This window comes from Psychromonas aquatilis (assembly GCF_038155185.1).
Lineage (GTDB): Bacteria > Pseudomonadota > Gammaproteobacteria > Enterobacterales > Psychromonadaceae > Psychromonas > Psychromonas aquatilis.
The window spans coordinates 1-16,876 of sequence record NZ_JBAKAZ010000061.1; the positions used below are offsets into that span (position 1 = coordinate 1).

The following is a 16,876-nucleotide window of genomic DNA, read 5'->3' on the forward strand; positions in this document are numbered from 1 at the left end:
GAAGACAATAAAATCAGATAGTTAATGCTTTAAATGATTGGGTGTCCTGCAATTTCATCTGCAATTTCATTCCTAGTAGTTCACTGCCACATAGGCAGTTTAAAAAAGTTGAGATAGTTAATATTAGAGGATTAACGATTGCGGATTAAATTTAATTATTTTATCGGCTAAAGCCCTCAAAGCACCCATATAAACTACCATTGCAAACGAGTTTTTAGTTAAACAATGGTAGTGATAGGGGGGCTTAAAATGGGTTATTAATTAAAGTTCGCCTGCTGCTGCTTTTTTCAATAGTTGTCTATTTTCAGGGGTTGCTTCTGGCTCTGATTGACCAAAAATACCAGCTAACCAATGACCGTCGGTTGGGTTAGGGAATAGCACATACTTCTTACCATATAGTGTTTTATCTTCTTCCATTTTTGCTTTACGCCCTTGAACATCGCCTTTAACGTAATATTTACGGCGGAAATCATTTAAGCTATCACCTAAAAAAACTGCGACGTCGTAATCTTCCATAATTTCATTTTGGCGAGTTTCTTTATTTGATGTATCACGTAACACGGTTAGGTGAGATTCATCTTTTAATGGGAAGCCTAAATGACGGATATTACCCAATGCGTATTCAAAGGTTTTTTCACCTTGTTCTCTGCTGGTGATATAGAAGATTTCAACGCCATTTTCTTCACAAAAAGCTAAGAATTCTTTGGCGCCTGGTGAAGCGACCATGGCATTTTTTGGAATCCATTTATCCCAAATAGGATCGTCAAAAAAGTCTATATTCTTTTCAATTAGCTGTCCCCAATAAGAAAGAGGCTGCACCAGGGTGTCATCAAAATCAGAAACGATTGCAATAGGCTTGTCACCCTCTTTATGTTTAGCAAGGGCTAATTCAACATGCATTTGAGCAATATTAAAGCCTTGATAATAGAGTGCTTGGTATTCTGCTGCAGTTTGTTTCCATGCAACTGCATAAGACAGTGGGTTATTCACGTTAGTATTTTCGCTTGCGATCAGTGAAGAAGTCACCAACACGCTCGATACAGTTAATGCCTTTAATGTTTGTTTAAATAAAGTTTTCATTGTTAATGCTCTCTTCCTAAGTTTGATTCATGAATACAAAATTGCTTATTGCGATATTATTTTTTTTGCCAAATAGTGAATGGCTATTACCTGTTATTCCCTTGCTAAATAATATCCAGTGGTAGATTAATAGATTGCCACCCAAAAAGCTTTCTAAAAATGCCAGTAACGGATCTTAGCGCTTTATGGCGCGTTTAAATTGTTTATTAACAGTCTTTTTATGTACTTACTGTCATGCTCTTCGTTGTATGTTGTCCCTGAGTTAGTTATTCAGTCACATTGGTTAAGCAACATTACAACATTACAACATTACTCTGGTGGACTGATAATTTCCGACAAGTGGGCTTTTTGTAATAATAATCCTGCTCTAAAACCTACTTTTACGTGGTTATTAGGAAACAGAATATAAGCGGTTTCCTGTTGAATTGGATATTGGTTTTTGTGATCTTCATAGAGGATGAACCCCTTGTTAAAAGCGGTGAAATTTTTAACCTGTTCATCTAGGTTAAGTTTGAACTGCTCAGATGATTTGGTCAGTACTTTTGCTACTTTATAAAGCTGTAATTCACTGCTGCTGGAAGAGGGGTTCTTTTGTCCACTGATCAAATTAACTAACCCTTGCTTAATACCTGTAAATTGCTGAAGATCATTGTAACCAAAGGGACTTGCTTTACCGAGTTCAAGGGTGCAACTCGCAGCATCACATTGGTTGCTACTAAAAAAGCTAAATGTAGCAGCAGGTGCGTGGTTAATCACCACCGCTTCAAGACCAATGTTTTGCAGCCAATCGATCATGTGTAAATCATATTGGCCCTTGTCTAGATAAGGTAATAAACCAAACCGTAAATGCTGTGAAGCGCGGATCGCGGTATGCAGGTCAAAATGCAAATGACTATGGCGCTGTGCCGCTCCGTAGAAATGCTGCATGATCTCCTGTAGTTGCAGTGCTCGTTGTGTTTCATAGCATGACCCGTGTTGTAGATAGTGGTCGCTAAAAAGGCGGTTCATATCGATGGTTAAATAACGTTGACCTTGGCGCATTGCTTCAAGGTTACCTATTATTACCAATAAACGAACTTTCAATAAACGTTTGCCAGCGATCAAATGATTGACCAACGCAGAAACTATTTCGATAGGCGCGGTTTCATTACCATGAACGCCCACTGAAATAACAACACTTTTATCCGTTGCAGCATCAGGCTCAAAGGTTATTACCCCTGGCGCTGGTCTTGACCAAGAAAGCGTTTCCGTCTTCCCTGAAGTGACGCTTACATGATCACTTTTAATGGTTTCCGCGAGAAAATCAAACATAATGCCGTTAACCTCTTTGGAATGAATAAATAGAGCCTAATTGCATTATCTGCGTTAATTCATCAAGTGCGATGCGATTCTCCATCAGTAGTTGAGGGTCGGCTAGGTCGGCTTCAGTTAGGCGGTCGCGATAATGTTTATTTACCCATTGCGTTAATGATAGGTAAAGTTGATCATTCATTAACGTTTGTTGGTTGGTTGCTTGTAGCTCTTTATCATTTAGTGCCACACGTAAACGTAAGCAAGCAGGGCCGCCGCCGTTACACATGCTTTCACGTAGGTCAAAAACTTGCACTTCGTTAATTGGGTTATCACTTTCAATTAATTCATTGAGGTAAGCCCAAACACGTGGATTTGCACGTGCTTCTTCTGGAATAACAATCAACATGTTGCCATCTTGTTTACTCATAAAAGATCGCGGACACCCATTAACCGAAGACAATAAAATCAGATAGTTAATGCTTTAAATAATTGGGTGTCCTTAAATTTTTGTGTTAAATTTTTGTGTTAAATTTTTTCATTAGATTGCTTTCGGAATATTTATGACTTTATCTTTATTCGACGATCAACCACCGGTCGACCTTATTAATCATGATGGTGTGGTGACTTGCTGGCAACAACTCTTGCCTGAAGATGAGGCTTCTCAATTATTTGAAGCGCTATTAGCTGAGTGTCCTTGGCGGCAGGAATCAATCACTGTCTATGATCAGCGTCATCTTCAACCTCGTTTAACGGCTTGGTTTGGTGATTATGGGATGAGTGCTGATGGGAGATATAAGAAGTTATATCAGACCGTTGCGTTTACTCCGCGTTTGTTAGCATTAAAAGCAAAAATAGAATTGATGACTGGGTATCATTTTAATTGTGTACTGGCTAATTTGTATCGGGATGGGCAAGATTCTGTAGGTTATCATGCTGACAATGAGAGAATATTAGGCATAAACCCTGCGATAGCATCATACAGCTTAGGAGAAACACGTCGTTTTATATTGAAACATAACCAAGACAAGCTGCAAAAAGTCACTTGTGATCTTCAACATAACAGCTTGTTATTAATGCATGGTGCATTACAACATCATTGGCAACATACTATTACTAAAACAAAACGACATCTTACTCCGCGCATTAACCTTACTTTTCGGCTGATTAAACCTTTTTAAGTTGGTGCTTAATTGCTTTATAAAAGTGTTATCAGATAATCGCAATTATGCGGCTATTTGATAACACTCTTTACTCGCGTGTTTTGCTTTACGGTTAAATGAACCTTTACCTTTCTTCGGTTTAACTACTCGCATCGAAAACACTTTGCTAGTGACTAATGCTGCCATTGCTGAATGGTTTATTGTGCCTCGTCCTAGTTCAGTTTGTTTTGCTGTTGTGTTTAAAGCTAATGGTTGTGCTTTCGTTTTTTTGTGATGTTTTGCCATGGTTTGTCTTCTCCTTTGAAGCGCCTTAAAAATATACGTTTTACACTGAGTTGTATTTATTGCAATAGTAAATTAAACAATATTGATAATTTGCTTTAACGATTACAGGTTATGAGTTTAGTTTTTTGTTAAACGGTGGAGGTTCTAATTGGTATTTTTTATTGGAAGCGCATTATTTACCACTTACTGCTACTTTTTATCTGTTATCTGTTTGTTACCCTTGTCTGTTACTATTTAAGGTCTATTACCTAACACTGTATCACTTAACATTGTATAACCTAACCCTGTAATGCTTTGATAACTTAGCATTACAGGGTTATAGCTTAGTGCTTATTTACTTTTATATTTTGGGTGAATAAATTCTTGGCTTACGTCAACTAACACGACATCTTTTATGAAAGTACGACCTAATAATACAGGGTAATCTAGGCTAGTACGGTCTGTTAGTGTAAATTCTGAAGTGGTATCTATTCCTGCTATGCTAACTTTAAGTTCAATAACAGGGCGTTCACTTGATTCATCTTGGCTATTCGACTGTAATATTTTTGCAGTACGTACAATAGGGGCTTCAATTACCTTTTCAGCTCCACCTTCTTTATGCGTTATATTGAAACGTACCCATTTTTTACTATCTCGTTCAAATTCTTCTATATCTACCGCATTGAGTGAAGAAGTCGAGGCGCCAGTATCAACACGTGTTTGAAAGTTTTGTTCTGCTTTTTTAATATAAGTCCATTCAACCTGACCTAATACTGTTTTATCGTCATAAGTTGCTTGGTTTTTATCAACCTTAACTGTCTCGCTGTCTTTAGCATCTAGTTCTTTTAGCTTAGTTGATAGTTGTTCATTATCCGCTTTAGCTTGTTTTAATTCTGCTTCTAAGCTTTGAATTTTATCATCTGCTTGTGCGCTAGAGGTAGACTCACTTCCACAGCCTGTTGTTAAAAATAATGCTGATAAGGTAACGAGGGAAACTTTCTTTAAAGTCATTTAATTTTCCTTGAAATTATAAATAAAATAATGCTAACAGAGGGGAGGATGGATTCAAACGTTAATTTGTATTATCTATTCAGTTTTGAGTATTAAATCTCAGCAAGTAGTGGCATTATTGCTCACTTCGTATCGACGCCTAACAATATTTGATGACATTTTAAGCTGGAATATGCGTTGTTAATCAGTATAGACACAGCTAATTATAAAGCAGATTGAAATCTCATCAAATCCTATTAATTAACAACTGAGGACATTGATAGCGGCAATCAGGTTATCAATTGTTTAATAAGTTAGGTAGTATTAAGCCATTAATCTACCCGATAACGTTAGTAAACAGACATTAATATGCCAATTTCCGAGTCATTAAAAAACACCTTACTCTCCTTAACAAACGCTAAATCAATCCAACAGGTACAGCTCATTCAAGGGGTATGGGGTGGTTACGGCGAGCTGCTTCGAGTCACTGTGCAAGGTGGCCGGGTTAATTCGCTGGTGGTTAAGTCTGTGCATACGCCGCAGCCTAGCTCGCACCCTAAAGGTTGGAATACAAAACGCTCACACCAACGTAAATTACATTCTTATCAAGTAGAAGCGAACTGGTATAAAAATTATGCCCATCAACTAAATAGTCAATGCTATGTCCCACGCTGTTTTGCTGCTCAGAGTGATCAGCAATCCCATCTGCTTGTATTAGAAGATTTAACTGATCTAGGTTATCCCATTGTTAAAACCACCGTTACGGTGGAAGAGGCTAAAAAGTGTATTAAATGGTTAGCGCATTTTCATGCGCTGCATTTACACAAATCCGATCAAAACAACTATAACGATTTATGGGAGACGGGCACTTATTGGCACCTTGCAACACGGCCTGATGAGTTAGCTGCTTTACAAGATATGCCCTTAAAGTTAGCTGCCACGCGTATTGATCAAATATTAACGGATACCCCTTTTCAAACCTTAGTTCATGGTGATGCCAAACTGGCTAACTTTTGTTTTTCTGAAGATGCAAAGCAAGTTGCCGCGGTTGATTTTCAATATGTTGGCGGGGGATGTGGAATGAAAGATCTTATTTTATTTATCAGTAGTGCTATTCCACCTGAGCATTGTGCAAGATTACAAAACAGCTTAATTGATTATTATTTTGCTTGTTTAAGTGAAGCTGTCGTTGCTACTGGTAAAGGTATTGATCCGATGAAGTTAGAGCAAGCGTGGCGGCCATTATATGCCATTGCTTGGGCTGATTTTCAACGCTTTGTAAAAGGCTGGTCACCTAACCATTGGAAAATAAATGATTATACGGAAAATTTAACGGCTCAAGCGCTTAGCTCGTTAACTCAGTTTCCCGAGAGAGGTTAATGGTAATGCAATTAACGACAACCGACCTTAATATACTGAGTCAACAAGCATTAGAAGCAGTGCAACAAGCTGGAGAATATATTCGTGGTTTTGACCGTGGATTACTGAAGACCCACTTTAAGGCCGCAGGGAGTAGTCAAAGCTCACAGGTGGTGACGCAAGTTGACTTTGCTTGTCAGGAGATTATTTTAGCTAGATTACAATCCAGTGTTGAGCAATATGATCTTGCTGTGCTTACTGAAGAAGGTTGCAGTGAAGAAGAGGCTGAACTTCATCCTCGTTTATCTAAAGGTTATTTTTGGTGTATCGACCCGCTTGATGGCACCTTACCTTTTATCGAAGGAAGCGATGGATATGCAGTATCAATTGCATTGGTAAATAAGACTGGCGTGCCAGTGATAGGGGCGGTATATCACCCACTGAGTGATAACAGTTATTTTACGCTGATTGATAATCACGGTGAGCGACAGGCTTATAAAAATGCTCAGTTAATTGCTTCATCAGCTATTACTAGGTCAGCCGTTTCTGCTATTGATGATAAAGATCTTGTTACCAAGCAGCCCTCAAAGTTCATTTTATATTGTGATAGAAGTTTTAAATCACATTTACATTACCCTTCGCTCATACAGAAATTAACTAAGCTAGCAGAGACTTTAGGTTATGACCAATTTAATGTTCATGCTCAGTATGGTGCTGTGGTTAATGCGCTGTCTGTGATTGAAACGGAAAATAAAGATGCAGCTTGTTACATTAAACTTCCTAAAACTCAAGCTGGTGGAGGGAGTTTATGGGATTTCAGCGCAACAGCGTGTTTAGCGCACGCAACAGATAGGTGGGTGAGTGATATACATGGCCTGCCATTAGACTTAAATAGACAAGGCTCTCATTATATGAATCACAAAGGGGTCTTGTATGCTTCCGATTCAGTGCTTGCACAGCACATTGTTGACTTGTGTGATCAGCTAATTCGAGAGTCACTTTGAGGATGGGCATTTAATAAGTGAACCGCTATTTATAAGGTAAGTATTTGATTAAGCTGAAATTGAAAGTGATATTAATAAGCACGTTTTAGATAGGTAAAGGATAAATTGCCCACCGACTAAGGAGGGCAATCAAAGGTAAGCATCAGTTTAAAAAACTGGTGACATGCCAACTGGTTGAGAAGCTAATAATATGGCGCCTGTGAGTACTAATAACATACCGCCGGTTAACTTGATCATAGTATGGATATTTGTTTTTGTTGCGGTGTTTTTAGAGGTTGTTTTCCCACTTTTTAAGTAACCTTGTACCAACTTAGTCCCTACTGTGGTCATAATTGCAATAGAGGAAGTGGTTAACGCGGTACCGATTGACATGAAAAAAGCACTAACGATACCTAACCAATATAAGCCTAGTGTATTTGAAAACAGCAATACCATAATCGCACCTGTACAAGGGCGAAGACCCACACTAAAAATGATAGCCAGATATTCTTTTATTGAAGATGCCTTATTAATGTCTTCAGCCCCTGCAAAGTGTACATGCCCGCAGCCACAATCGTTACTATGAATATGGCCAGCCGTATCATGACTGTGATTATTAACATTGCTAGTAGGGGTAGCATGGTTGGTTTTTTTAATAACAGGTTTAATGGCGGTTATTTTTATTGGCGCTGGACGTGAATAGATCGCTTTGAATAGGGCTTTTAGGTTACGCCAAATAATAATGAGCCCTAATATCACAACGGAATAAAAACTTAAGGTGATCAATTTATTGGCTTCATCATTGACCTCTCGCATAGTGGAGTTAAAAACCATTAACAATACAGAGACAACAAGAATAGCCACCACAGCTTGAAGCAAAGCGGATAAAATAGTGAGTACTAAGCTTATTTTTACCTTAGTTGGATGAGTGGCGAGGTAGGTTGTCACGATTAACTTGCCGTGACCAGGTCCCAGTGAATGTAAAACGCCATAGATAAAGGCTAAAGAGATAAGTGAAATACCTGAGGCTAGGAGCTGTGTTTGAGCGGAGTATAGTAAATCAATAATCTGCTCGTTAATGCCTTTTTGCCATTGCATGCTGGTGATAATTATAGAAGGCCATGCTTGCCAGATAGTATATCCAGCAGTTAAAAACAGCAAAGTGATAAATGATAACCAGGTTTTATTAAGTCTTATATTACTTGTCACGCTAACTCCTATTGAGCATTATTTTATGTGTCATGCTAATCCCTTATGTAAGGCAATTAATCATCACTGTTTGGGTAAAAAGTTGCCCTAACGCTTCATCAGGGTTTTCATCTACTCCTAATGACATCGCATAACTGACCTGTTCTGGTGTTGGGTTGGGCGGAACCAGTTCAAAGGAACAAAGTTTGCTTAATTCAGGTGCTAATTCAATGTCATTTTCACTGCCCCAACTCATGTCTACATAATAACTTGGTTCAAAAATCGCCAGTTTTAACGGCGTGTTGGTAATTGTTTTAGGGGCTGACAGTGGAATATAAAAATCAAGCGTTAATTTAGATTTATCTTGTGTTAGTGTCCCTTGATTTGAAAAGGCATATTTAATCGGATCTTCACCGTCATAAAAGTAGGTAAAGTAATGTTCTAAATTAATGTTTTCCATAACTGATTCGGTTATTTTTTTGAAGGTTTTCGATTTTTTTTCAGGAGACAAATCTTCTCCATCAAGCATATATGCTGAGGTAATTGAATCAAAAGTCCAAGACATAGTAAGTCCAGTTATTTGATTACCAGTACCTTCAATTTTTGTTTTCATGCTGATCCACGAGTGGGGATGAGCTTGAGTCGCGATGTAGGGTAAAAGTAATGTAATAACAACTAAATAACGTAAAAATTTCATGGTTTGATTCTTCTTATCGGGCATTGCCCTTGGTAAAAAATAATTAATGAGTATAAATGGCTTGTAAAACGAGACATTAATTAAACCTATTTAGTTTCAATTTTTTTATTATTAATACGTTAACGTTAAATGTGTTATGTTATAACATATTAGTTATGAATTTAAAGAAAATAGATGGATTTAAATATTAATAAAGCATCATAGGAAATTAAGGGGTGTTTATTTTACATTTAAGGTTGATTAAGGGAGGGAAAACTAAGCATTGATAGAGGATGATCTCTGTATCAATGCTTAGTCGTAACGTTAGTGGTTATCTAAGGTTGATTCAAATGCAACCAGTCGTTTACGTACAGATAAAAGTTCAACGATAGTTGTCCATGAGTTCACTAGGTATTGAAATGAATTACTGACTTGTCCAAAGGCCGTTAGGATTTGTTGTAGGATACCAAATGTAATTGCTCCCACCACAATAGTCGGTACCAATAATACAAACACGAAGATATTATCTGCTTGTAAGTACAACATACGTGCGACATTGAAATACATGTAATGAAAGTATAATCGGAAGTAGTTTTTACGTACGTTTAAAAATAATGCCTGTAAAGTAATAGGTGTTGCTCGGTCAGTGTTATCTTCTCCGTATACTAGTTCTTTACGGAACGCAGCTTCAACTTTTTGATTATTAAACTCTAATCCAGGTAGTTTAATACCAATTAATGCCAATAATCCGGTACCAAAAATGGACCAAAATAACGCAGCATAAAATAGTGGGTGGGCTATTTCGCCTATTATAGGTAGCTCTGTTACATAGTCAGATAGACTCCATAATACGGGTAAGAAGGCGAATAATGTCATTATTGCTTCTACTAGCGCAACGCCAAGACTCTCCATGATTGAAGCAAAGCGCATTGTATCCTCTTGGATACGTTGTGATGCACCTTCCACATGCCTTAGCTTTAACCAATGCTTTGTGTAGTACTCATTCATTGCTGTACGCCATCTAAAAATATAGTGGCTCACCAGGAAGCGTGTTGCAACATAAATGAAAATAGCGAGGAAAGCGATTTCACCAAATACAATCAATAAGCTAAATAGTTGTTCAGTGGCAGCACTTGTTGCTTGTGTATTAGCGGTTTCAGTTACTGCATTTGCATCAATGGGTTTTAATAGAGATTGTATTAAATCGAAAAATGGACGGCGCCAATTGTTAATAGCAACGGAAACCTGCACTGAAAAATAGGTAGAAAAGAGAATAGTTGATGAGCCGACAATCGACCACCATTGCCATTTATGTGGAGATAACTTAAACCAAACTAAAGCAAAAACAGCCGTACAAAGAATATAGTAGCCATAAAATAAGAGAAATGAATCTGTTACAAAGTGTTTTAGTCCTATTACTGGTTGTGCATCAGTAATATCGAGACCGAGTAGCGCAGCTATTTGTTGGTTGTAACCATACCAAATACCGCAAGCAAGCCCAGCAAAGATTAATGCTGAGATAAAAAATATCTTAGGGTTGGGAAAGAACGATTTAAACATAGTTGAATAGGCCTTTAGGGTTTTGCATTGATTGTACATGGTTAGACTAGATCATAATTAAACATTCAATAAAAATTATAAAAAATCAATCATTATCAATGAAGTACTTGTTCATTAAAGAATATCGATAGTCGCTTTCCCTTAAATTTGATTACTTATTGTCTGTTGAAATAGCACAAATTAATGCTAGCCAATGTTCAATAACGACTAATGATAGTAAGTCTTTAGCAGTTATGTTATAACATAACGACAGAGGTTATTTTATATGTATAACTATTCACTATGTTCATGGCAGATAGGGTGATTAAAACGGTTTCATTACGCTATCAGTAGAGAGTGGCTAGCATCAGAAATAGAAACCTTATCCCATCAGTTTATCAATTGAATGTTGTGCATTAACCCTCATAGTCACAGAAAATATATAAAAGAGAGCCCCATGATGAGTCATTCTACTATTGCACCTTGTTCTATTCAGACGTCATTTTTATCCTCTATTGCTAGTGAATCTGCCATTTTAAATGAGATATATAATCCAAAGCATAATATTGCTATTTGGCAGCGCGCTTTGCCTAGTACTTTAACGGCGGACATTGACAAAATGCTAGCAGCTGGGGAGTCAATCGCGTTAGTGAAAAGTGTTAGCCCTGAAGAGACGGCTGAGTATATTCGATATAAATTATCTGATTATGATTGTGCAGCGGCATTAAGTGAAGATATTGCGCTGATAGTTGATATGTTCTGTTGTTTATTCAATGTCAAAGCAGCAGGCATGAGACTGACGGCTTTAGATACTGCGATGTGCCCTAAATTTCATGTTGATCAAATACCGTGTCGCCTAGTCACTACTTTTAGTGGTTTAGCGACTCAATGGTTGGAAAGTCAGCCTAGTGAAGGTGCCGATACTGCCCACACTAGTGCCAACACAATAGCCGGTTTATCTGAGTTAAATGACACTGAGTTTACCGTTCAACAAATGCAAGCAGGCGATGTTGCTTTATTAAAAGGAAGTGGTTGGGAAGGTAACGAAAACAGAGGATTGATACATCGTTCTCCTGCGCTAGAGACTAATGAGCGTCGATTGCTACTCACATTAGATTTACTGTAAATCACACTTTACAGGGGGATTTAAAAGGTAAGTTGCACTGTGTTAGCACTGCATGGTGCTAGTCGTTAGTCAGATAAAACAAGTTTCCCATTCGATTATTACACTTAATTATTAAGGAAAATTAGAAAAGTTATGTCAACAACACTGATTAAAAATGCACGTATTGTTAATGAAGACTGTATCGAAGCGATGGATGTGCGTATTGCAGATCAACGCATACAACGCATTGCAAGTAAGATTAGCGCAACAGAAGGTGATCGAGTTATTGATGCTAAAGGCTGTTATTTATTACCGGGTATGATTGATGATCAAGTACATTTTCGTGAGCCTGGTTTAACTCATAAAGGTACTATTGCTAGTGAGTCTAAAGCTGCTGTTGCTGGTGGAATAACCAGTTACATGGAAATGCCCAATGTAAATCCTGCAACAACAACCATTGACGCGTTAGAGCGTAAATTTGCGATTGCAGAAGAAAGTTCATTGGCAAATTATTCATTTTATTTAGGCGCAACTGAAGATAATTTAGCAGAAATTAAGTTACTTGATCCAAGTAAACACTGTGGTGTGAAAGTGTTCATGGGTGCATCAACAGGGGATTTATTGGTTGAAGATCCTGCAGCATTAGATGCTATTTTTAGGGATTCACCGGTTTTAATTGTGAGACATTGTGAAAGCGGGGCTGTGATCAGTGAAAATACAGCGCGTTTATCAGAAAGTAAATCAACCTTTACTATCGAAGATCATCCTATTTTAAGAGACGATGAAGCATGTTATGCCTCTTCATCTTTCGCTGTTGGCTTAGCTAAAAAACATAATAGTCAACTTCATGTTTTACATATTACAACGGCAAAAGAGTTAGCTTTATTTGAAGCTGGACCTATTGAGAACAAACGTATTACTGCAGAAGCTTGTGTGCATCATCTTTGGTTTAGCGATAAAGATTATGGTGAATTAGGCAATCAAATAAAGTGTAATCCTGCGATTAAGTCTGAGTCTGACCGAACTATGTTATTAAAAGCATTAACAACAAATCAGATTGACATTATTGCAACAGATCATGCTCCCCATACATGGCAGGAGAAGCAGGTTCCTTTTGAGCAAGCACCCGCTGGTTTACCTTTAGTACAACATGCCTTATTAAGTTTATTTGACCAAGTCAAAAATGGCCAGATGACGCTTCCACAAATTGTTGAAAAAACAGCACATAACCCTGCTATTCGTTATCGTATTCAAGATCGTGGTTTTATCAGAGAAGGATATTATGCAGATTTAGTCTTAGTTGATCCAACAGCTTCAACATTGGTGAGCGAAGAAAATACTTTATACCACTGTCAATGGACTCCATTTTTAAACCATGAGTTTTCAGCACAAATCAAAAACACTTGGGTTAATGGTAATCTAGTCTATGAAAATGAACGCGTTTGCGGTACGCCGTCTTCAGCAATGCGTTTATCGTTTAGTCATTAATATGGCGCTTGTACGCCGCTATCTGTATCATTAAAATCATCGAATTTTAGATTACTATTCAGATTACTATATTAATTAGTTAATGCGGCAGCTATGCCGTGTTAACCCGCATTTTCATTGATCCAGTGATTGTCTGCTTTGAGCCTATGATCATTGGGTAATAACATTTATTTTTCAGGATTTGTTTTGAACAATATATTAGCAACATCTAGCAACACTGCATTCCTTGTTTCCTGTTTTTCTCTAGCATTTTTGGTTACTAACAAAGGGGCTATCTATCAATGAATGCGCATAATGACGCTATTTTAGGCATTCCAACGAATATTATTACGGGTTTTCTCGGCGTTGGAAAAACATCAGCGATTATGCATTTACTGGCCAATAAACCAAAGCATGAACGTTGGGCTGTATTAGTTAATGAATTTGGTGAGATAGGCGTTGATGGTAGTCTGGTAGAAGGCCAGCAACTTGATCAAAAAATCTTTATTCGTGAAGTGACTGGCGGCTGTATGTGCTGCTCTGCAGGTTTGCCCATGAAGGTGGCGTTGAACCAGTTATTAAGCAAAGCAAAACCAGATAGGTTATTGATTGAGCCTACGGGGTTAGGGCATCCAAAAGAAGTGGTGGAAGTGTTATCTTCAGAGCATTATCAAGCCGTCTTAACATTACAGCAAAATATCACCTTGGTTGATGCACGTAAGCTTTCTGATCCTCGCTATACCAATCATGATACATTTAACCAACAAATTGCTATTGCTGATACGGTTGTTGGTAATAAAGTCGACTTGTATCAAGCAGGTGATATAGAAAAACTAGAGAAATATGTTGCTGCAATCAGTCAAGCAAATACTAAAGTATTGTTTAGTCAACATGGCGCGATTTCAGTCGCGGAGCTTGAAGGAGCGATGTTTACACAAGATCATTCATGCAAAGAGCATAAAGATCATGTTCATGAGAACGATCATCATGGACATGACCACGATCATCATGCCCATGATAGCCATGAAGGACATCATCACGATTACCATGCACATGATCACAATAAACCACTCGCTTCAGAAACTATTATGCCAGACACTGGTGTAGTGAAAGCGGTTAACCAAGGTGAAGGCTTTTATAGCGTAGGCTGGCGTTTTTCTGCAGATAAGGTGTTCGAGCAGGATAAATTACAGCGTTTATTGGCTAGTTTAAAGATAGAGCGCATGAAAGCGGTTATGATCACCGATAAAGGCATTATTGGTTATAACCTGACGTCTGACGGACTGACGATGAATGCATTAGAGAGTTGTTCAGAAAGTCGTATTGAATTGATCGCTGAATCGATTGATAAGCAATTTGAGTTAACACTTCTGGATTGTATAAAACCATTAAAAGCCTAAATAGAGGAGCTGCAACACAGCTAGTCTAATGCCTGTTCCTTGCCTTTCTTTGTTGATTTTTGAAGGTTATTTATATTTGATTGATGGTGTTTTATAGCTAAAGCACCATCCATAAATTGTGCTTAAGACTTGCTTGAAATGATCGTGTCTGGATTTTAAACAATACTAAATAATACTAGGTGGTTAGTTGTTTGGAATACTTACCCAACCGTATAGGCTGGGTAAGTATTTATCATAAAACGACTATTAGATTAATGAATGTCTTGTCATCGCAGCAGGTTGCTCTATACCGATTAATTTCAGTATAGTAGGGGCCATATCGCCTAATACACCATCTTCTATTTTAGTTAACTCTTTATCGACTAAAATAACCGGTACTGGGTTTGTTGTGTGCGCAGTATGAGGACTTCCATCAGGATTCATCATTGTTTCACAATTACCGTGATCAGCAATGATCAAGGTTGTGTAGTCATTTTCAAGTGCTGCAGTAACGACATCTTTGACACATTGATCAACAGCCTCACAGGCTTTAATTGCCGCATCCATCATACCTGTATGACCTACCATATCGCCATTTGCAAAGTTTAAACAAACAAAATCTGCTTCGCCTTTATTAAGCTCAGGGACTAAAGCATCACGAAGTTCATAGGCGCTCATCTCTGGTTGTAAATCGTAGGTTGCCACTTTAGGTGAATTTTTTAGTATCCGTGATTCGCCTTCAAAGGGTTCTTCTCGGCCACCTGAGAAGAAGAAAGTAACATGCGGGTACTTTTCTGTTTCCGCAATACGGATTTGCTTTTTACCGTGTTTCTCAAGTACTTCACCCAGTGTTTCACTAATATTATCTTTGTTGTAGATGACTTTTACATTGTCGAAGTCATCACTGTAGTTAGTAATGGTGACGTAGTATAAATCCAGCTTCGCTGTGTTTTGTTCTGGGAAGTCTTGCTGACTTAACATTTGTGTTAATTCGCGACCTCGGTCAGTTCGGAAATTAAAAAATATGACCACATCATCTTTTTTAATGGCCGCTAATGGTTTCATTTGCGGATCAGTTAAAATAATCGGCTTAATAAATTCATCAGTGACACCGTCTGCATAACTTTGCTCAATAGCATCTACTGCATTTGTCGCTTTTATTCCAGCGCCGTTGACAAGTGCATCGTATGCAAGTTGTACTCGTTCCCAACGATTATCTCTATCCATTGCATAGTATCGACCGGTGATTGATGCAATTTGAGTGTTGGTATTTTTAATGTAATCTTGTAAATCGATAATCGACGCTTTGCCAGATTTAGGGTCGACATCTCGACCGTCAGAAAATGCATGGACATAAGAATTTTGTATGCCAGCTTCTTGTGCAGCGTCAATAAAACCTTTTAAGTGGCTAGAGTGTGAATGCACGCCACCGTCGCTTAGTAGACCTAAAAAATGGACATCTTTATTATTGTCTTTTGCATATTGTAGTGCATCAACTAATACCGGTTCTTTGGAAAGGGTTTTATTTGCCACTGCCATATTAATTTTTGCTAAGTCTTGGTAAACAATGCGACCAGCACCTAGATTCATGTGGCCAACTTCGCTATTACCCATTTGGCCTGCTGGTAAACCAACATGTTCGCCATCTGTACGCAGAGAAGCATTTGGGTAGTTTTTGTATAAGGAATCCAGAAAAGGAATATTCGCATTGTCTGGAGCTGATACTTTAGGGTCGGGTGACGTACCCCAGCCATCTAAAATCATAAGGATTGTTTTTTTATTCATGATTCACCTAATTTAATTTTTTGAGTTTTCATTCTTTTTATATATTTACTCTAAATGAAGCATTGCTGTGCTGATGAGAGTAACAAATCCTTTTAAATGATAATAGTTACTATTTACTTTTAAGTAAAGGTAATTTTAAATAACAAGTTAAACTATAATATAACCTTTGGTTTAGTTATCTATTTTACGGTTCTGTTGAGCTTGAATTTTCTGCCAAACAGAGCGGCTAATCATCGTATTTGTATTTATTAGTTCCGCTTTGTTGTCTTCGTATCTAAGTAACTAAATGACCTATAAAGCCTTTACATTGGATTGTAATAAGTAAAATATAGTGGTGCAGGGGGCTTTAGATAGATGGTATTTATTGGATAGTATTAAAAGTGATAAATATGAAATGCCAGATAATTGAAGTGACTTTAGTAATACTAGATTGTTTAGCTAATCAGCATCAACATTGATAATGATGCCTGATACCAATCTAAGTAAAAATATGATCTAATTGAGTTATCTATTACTATTAAAGTGACTCAAGATGGAGCATATAAAAAAGACGGATTTTAAAGTACTTGCCCGTCAGCAAACCTCATTACAAATGAAAATGCGTTTAC

The 16,876-nt window shown here is 37.7% G+C and carries 14 protein-coding genes and 1 pseudogene; 6 read left to right on the plus strand and 9 right to left on the minus strand.

What is annotated here, in order from left to right; all coding sequences use genetic code 11:
- Nucleotides 1-261: 261 nt before the first annotated feature.
- From V6256_RS12940 to V6256_RS12950, 3 genes and pseudogenes are all read right to left on the minus strand, one after another.
- The gene (locus V6256_RS12940; protein WP_341598643.1) at nucleotides 262-1,080 is read right to left on the minus strand and encodes a 5'-nucleotidase, lipoprotein e(P4) family; all 819 of its coding nucleotides are present in this window, start codon (nucleotides 1,078-1,080) and stop codon (nucleotides 262-264) included.
- A gap of 309 nt (nucleotides 1,081-1,389) precedes the next feature.
- Nucleotides 1,390-2,391 (minus strand): succinylglutamate desuccinylase, encoded by a 1,002-nt coding sequence (gene astE / locus V6256_RS12945; RefSeq protein ID WP_341598644.1) that lies wholly within the window; start codon nucleotides 2,389-2,391, stop codon nucleotides 1,390-1,392.
- A gap of 7 nt (nucleotides 2,392-2,398) precedes the next feature.
- Nucleotides 2,399-2,788: pseudogene (locus V6256_RS12950) on the minus strand (N-succinylarginine dihydrolase); the annotation flags it as partial.
- A gap of 145 nt (nucleotides 2,789-2,933) precedes the next feature.
- On the opposite strand from V6256_RS12950, the gene V6256_RS12955 reads away from it, so the two are divergent.
- Nucleotides 2,934-3,551, plus strand: coding sequence for an alpha-ketoglutarate-dependent dioxygenase AlkB family protein (locus tag V6256_RS12955; RefSeq protein ID WP_341598645.1), 618 nt, complete (start codon nucleotides 2,934-2,936; stop codon nucleotides 3,549-3,551).
- A 45-nt stretch (nucleotides 3,552-3,596) separates the two neighbouring features.
- Here V6256_RS12955 and V6256_RS12960 read toward each other — a convergent pair whose 3' ends face one another.
- Nucleotides 3,597-3,818 (minus strand): alternative ribosome-rescue factor A, encoded by a 222-nt coding sequence (locus V6256_RS12960; protein WP_341598646.1) that lies wholly within the window; start codon nucleotides 3,816-3,818, stop codon nucleotides 3,597-3,599.
- A 330-nt stretch (nucleotides 3,819-4,148) separates the two neighbouring features.
- Nucleotides 4,149-4,808 (minus strand): ATP-dependent zinc protease family protein, encoded by a 660-nt coding sequence (locus V6256_RS12965; protein ID WP_341598647.1) that lies wholly within the window; start codon nucleotides 4,806-4,808, stop codon nucleotides 4,149-4,151.
- A 348-nt stretch (nucleotides 4,809-5,156) separates the two neighbouring features.
- Between V6256_RS12965 and V6256_RS12970 the strand changes: the two genes are divergently transcribed.
- Both V6256_RS12970 and V6256_RS12975 read left to right on the plus strand, forming a co-directional pair.
- A complete protein-coding gene (locus V6256_RS12970) occupies nucleotides 5,157-6,167 on the plus strand; it encodes a phosphotransferase (RefSeq protein ID WP_341598648.1) in 1,011 nt (336 codons plus the stop codon).
- A gap of 5 nt (nucleotides 6,168-6,172) precedes the next feature.
- Nucleotides 6,173-7,150: a 3'(2'),5'-bisphosphate nucleotidase CysQ family protein gene (locus V6256_RS12975; protein WP_341598649.1), complete on the plus strand. Its 978-nt coding sequence runs from the start codon at nucleotides 6,173-6,175 to the stop codon at nucleotides 7,148-7,150.
- 147 nt (nucleotides 7,151-7,297) lie between these two features.
- Here V6256_RS12975 and V6256_RS12980 read toward each other — a convergent pair whose 3' ends face one another.
- The 3 genes from V6256_RS12980 to sbmA form a co-directional block, all read right to left on the minus strand.
- Nucleotides 7,298-8,338, minus strand: coding sequence for a nickel/cobalt transporter (locus V6256_RS12980; protein WP_341598650.1), 1,041 nt, complete (start codon nucleotides 8,336-8,338; stop codon nucleotides 7,298-7,300).
- A gap of 43 nt (nucleotides 8,339-8,381) precedes the next feature.
- Nucleotides 8,382-9,014 carry a DUF1007 family protein gene (locus V6256_RS12985; RefSeq protein WP_341598651.1) on the minus strand — a complete coding sequence of 211 codons (633 nt, stop codon included), beginning with the start codon at nucleotides 9,012-9,014 and terminating at the stop codon, nucleotides 8,382-8,384.
- Nucleotides 9,015-9,317: 303 nt separating this feature from the next.
- The gene (sbmA, locus tag V6256_RS12990; RefSeq protein ID WP_341598652.1) at nucleotides 9,318-10,553 is read right to left on the minus strand and encodes a peptide antibiotic transporter SbmA; all 1,236 of its coding nucleotides are present in this window, start codon (nucleotides 10,551-10,553) and stop codon (nucleotides 9,318-9,320) included.
- Nucleotides 10,554-10,989: 436 nt separating this feature from the next.
- On the opposite strand from sbmA, the gene V6256_RS12995 reads away from it, so the two are divergent.
- The 3 genes from V6256_RS12995 to V6256_RS13005 all read left to right on the plus strand — a co-directional run bounded on the left by V6256_RS12995 (nucleotide 10,990) and on the right by V6256_RS13005 (nucleotide 14,504).
- On the plus strand, nucleotides 10,990-11,658 hold the full coding sequence (locus V6256_RS12995) for a DUF1826 domain-containing protein (RefSeq protein WP_341598653.1): 669 nt from the start codon (nucleotides 10,990-10,992) through the stop codon (nucleotides 11,656-11,658).
- Between the two features lie 132 nt (nucleotides 11,659-11,790).
- The gene (locus V6256_RS13000; protein WP_341598654.1) at nucleotides 11,791-13,125 is read left to right on the plus strand and encodes a dihydroorotase; all 1,335 of its coding nucleotides are present in this window, start codon (nucleotides 11,791-11,793) and stop codon (nucleotides 13,123-13,125) included.
- Nucleotides 13,126-13,406: 281 nt separating this feature from the next.
- Complete coding sequence (locus V6256_RS13005) at nucleotides 13,407-14,504, plus strand: CobW family GTP-binding protein (RefSeq protein ID WP_341598655.1); 1,098 nt, start codon at nucleotides 13,407-13,409, stop codon at nucleotides 14,502-14,504.
- Nucleotides 14,505-14,750: 246 nt separating this feature from the next.
- On the opposite strand, the gene gpmI is transcribed toward V6256_RS13005, so the two are convergent.
- Nucleotides 14,751-16,268 (minus strand): 2,3-bisphosphoglycerate-independent phosphoglycerate mutase, encoded by a 1,518-nt coding sequence (gene gpmI / locus V6256_RS13010; RefSeq protein WP_341598656.1) that lies wholly within the window; start codon nucleotides 16,266-16,268, stop codon nucleotides 14,751-14,753.
- Nucleotides 16,269-16,876 lie beyond the last annotated feature (608 nt).

Coding starts and splice junctions, on each gene's coding strand:
- V6256_RS12940 (WP_341598643.1), bottom strand. CDS start 1,080: ATGAAAACTTTATTTAAACAAACATTAAAGGCATTAACTGTATCGAGC.
- astE (WP_341598644.1), bottom strand. CDS start 2,391: ATGTTTGATTTTCTCGCGGAAACCATTAAAAGTGATCATGTAAGCGTC.
- V6256_RS12955 (WP_341598645.1), top strand. CDS start 2,934: ATGACTTTATCTTTATTCGACGATCAACCACCGGTCGACCTTATTAAT.
- V6256_RS12960 (WP_341598646.1), bottom strand. CDS start 3,818: ATGGCAAAACATCACAAAAAAACGAAAGCACAACCATTAGCTTTAAAC.
- V6256_RS12965 (WP_341598647.1), bottom strand. CDS start 4,808: ATGACTTTAAAGAAAGTTTCCCTCGTTACCTTATCAGCATTATTTTTA.
- V6256_RS12970 (WP_341598648.1), top strand. CDS start 5,157: ATGCCAATTTCCGAGTCATTAAAAAACACCTTACTCTCCTTAACAAAC.
- V6256_RS12975 (WP_341598649.1), top strand. CDS start 6,173: ATGCAATTAACGACAACCGACCTTAATATACTGAGTCAACAAGCATTA.
- V6256_RS12985 (WP_341598651.1), bottom strand. CDS start 9,014: ATGAAATTTTTACGTTATTTAGTTGTTATTACATTACTTTTACCCTAC.
- sbmA (WP_341598652.1), bottom strand. CDS start 10,553: ATGTTTAAATCGTTCTTTCCCAACCCTAAGATATTTTTTATCTCAGCA.
- V6256_RS12995 (WP_341598653.1), top strand. CDS start 10,990: ATGATGAGTCATTCTACTATTGCACCTTGTTCTATTCAGACGTCATTT.
- V6256_RS13000 (WP_341598654.1), top strand. CDS start 11,791: ATGTCAACAACACTGATTAAAAATGCACGTATTGTTAATGAAGACTGT.
- V6256_RS13005 (WP_341598655.1), top strand. CDS start 13,407: ATGAATGCGCATAATGACGCTATTTTAGGCATTCCAACGAATATTATT.
- gpmI (WP_341598656.1), bottom strand. CDS start 16,268: ATGAATAAAAAAACAATCCTTATGATTTTAGATGGCTGGGGTACGTCA.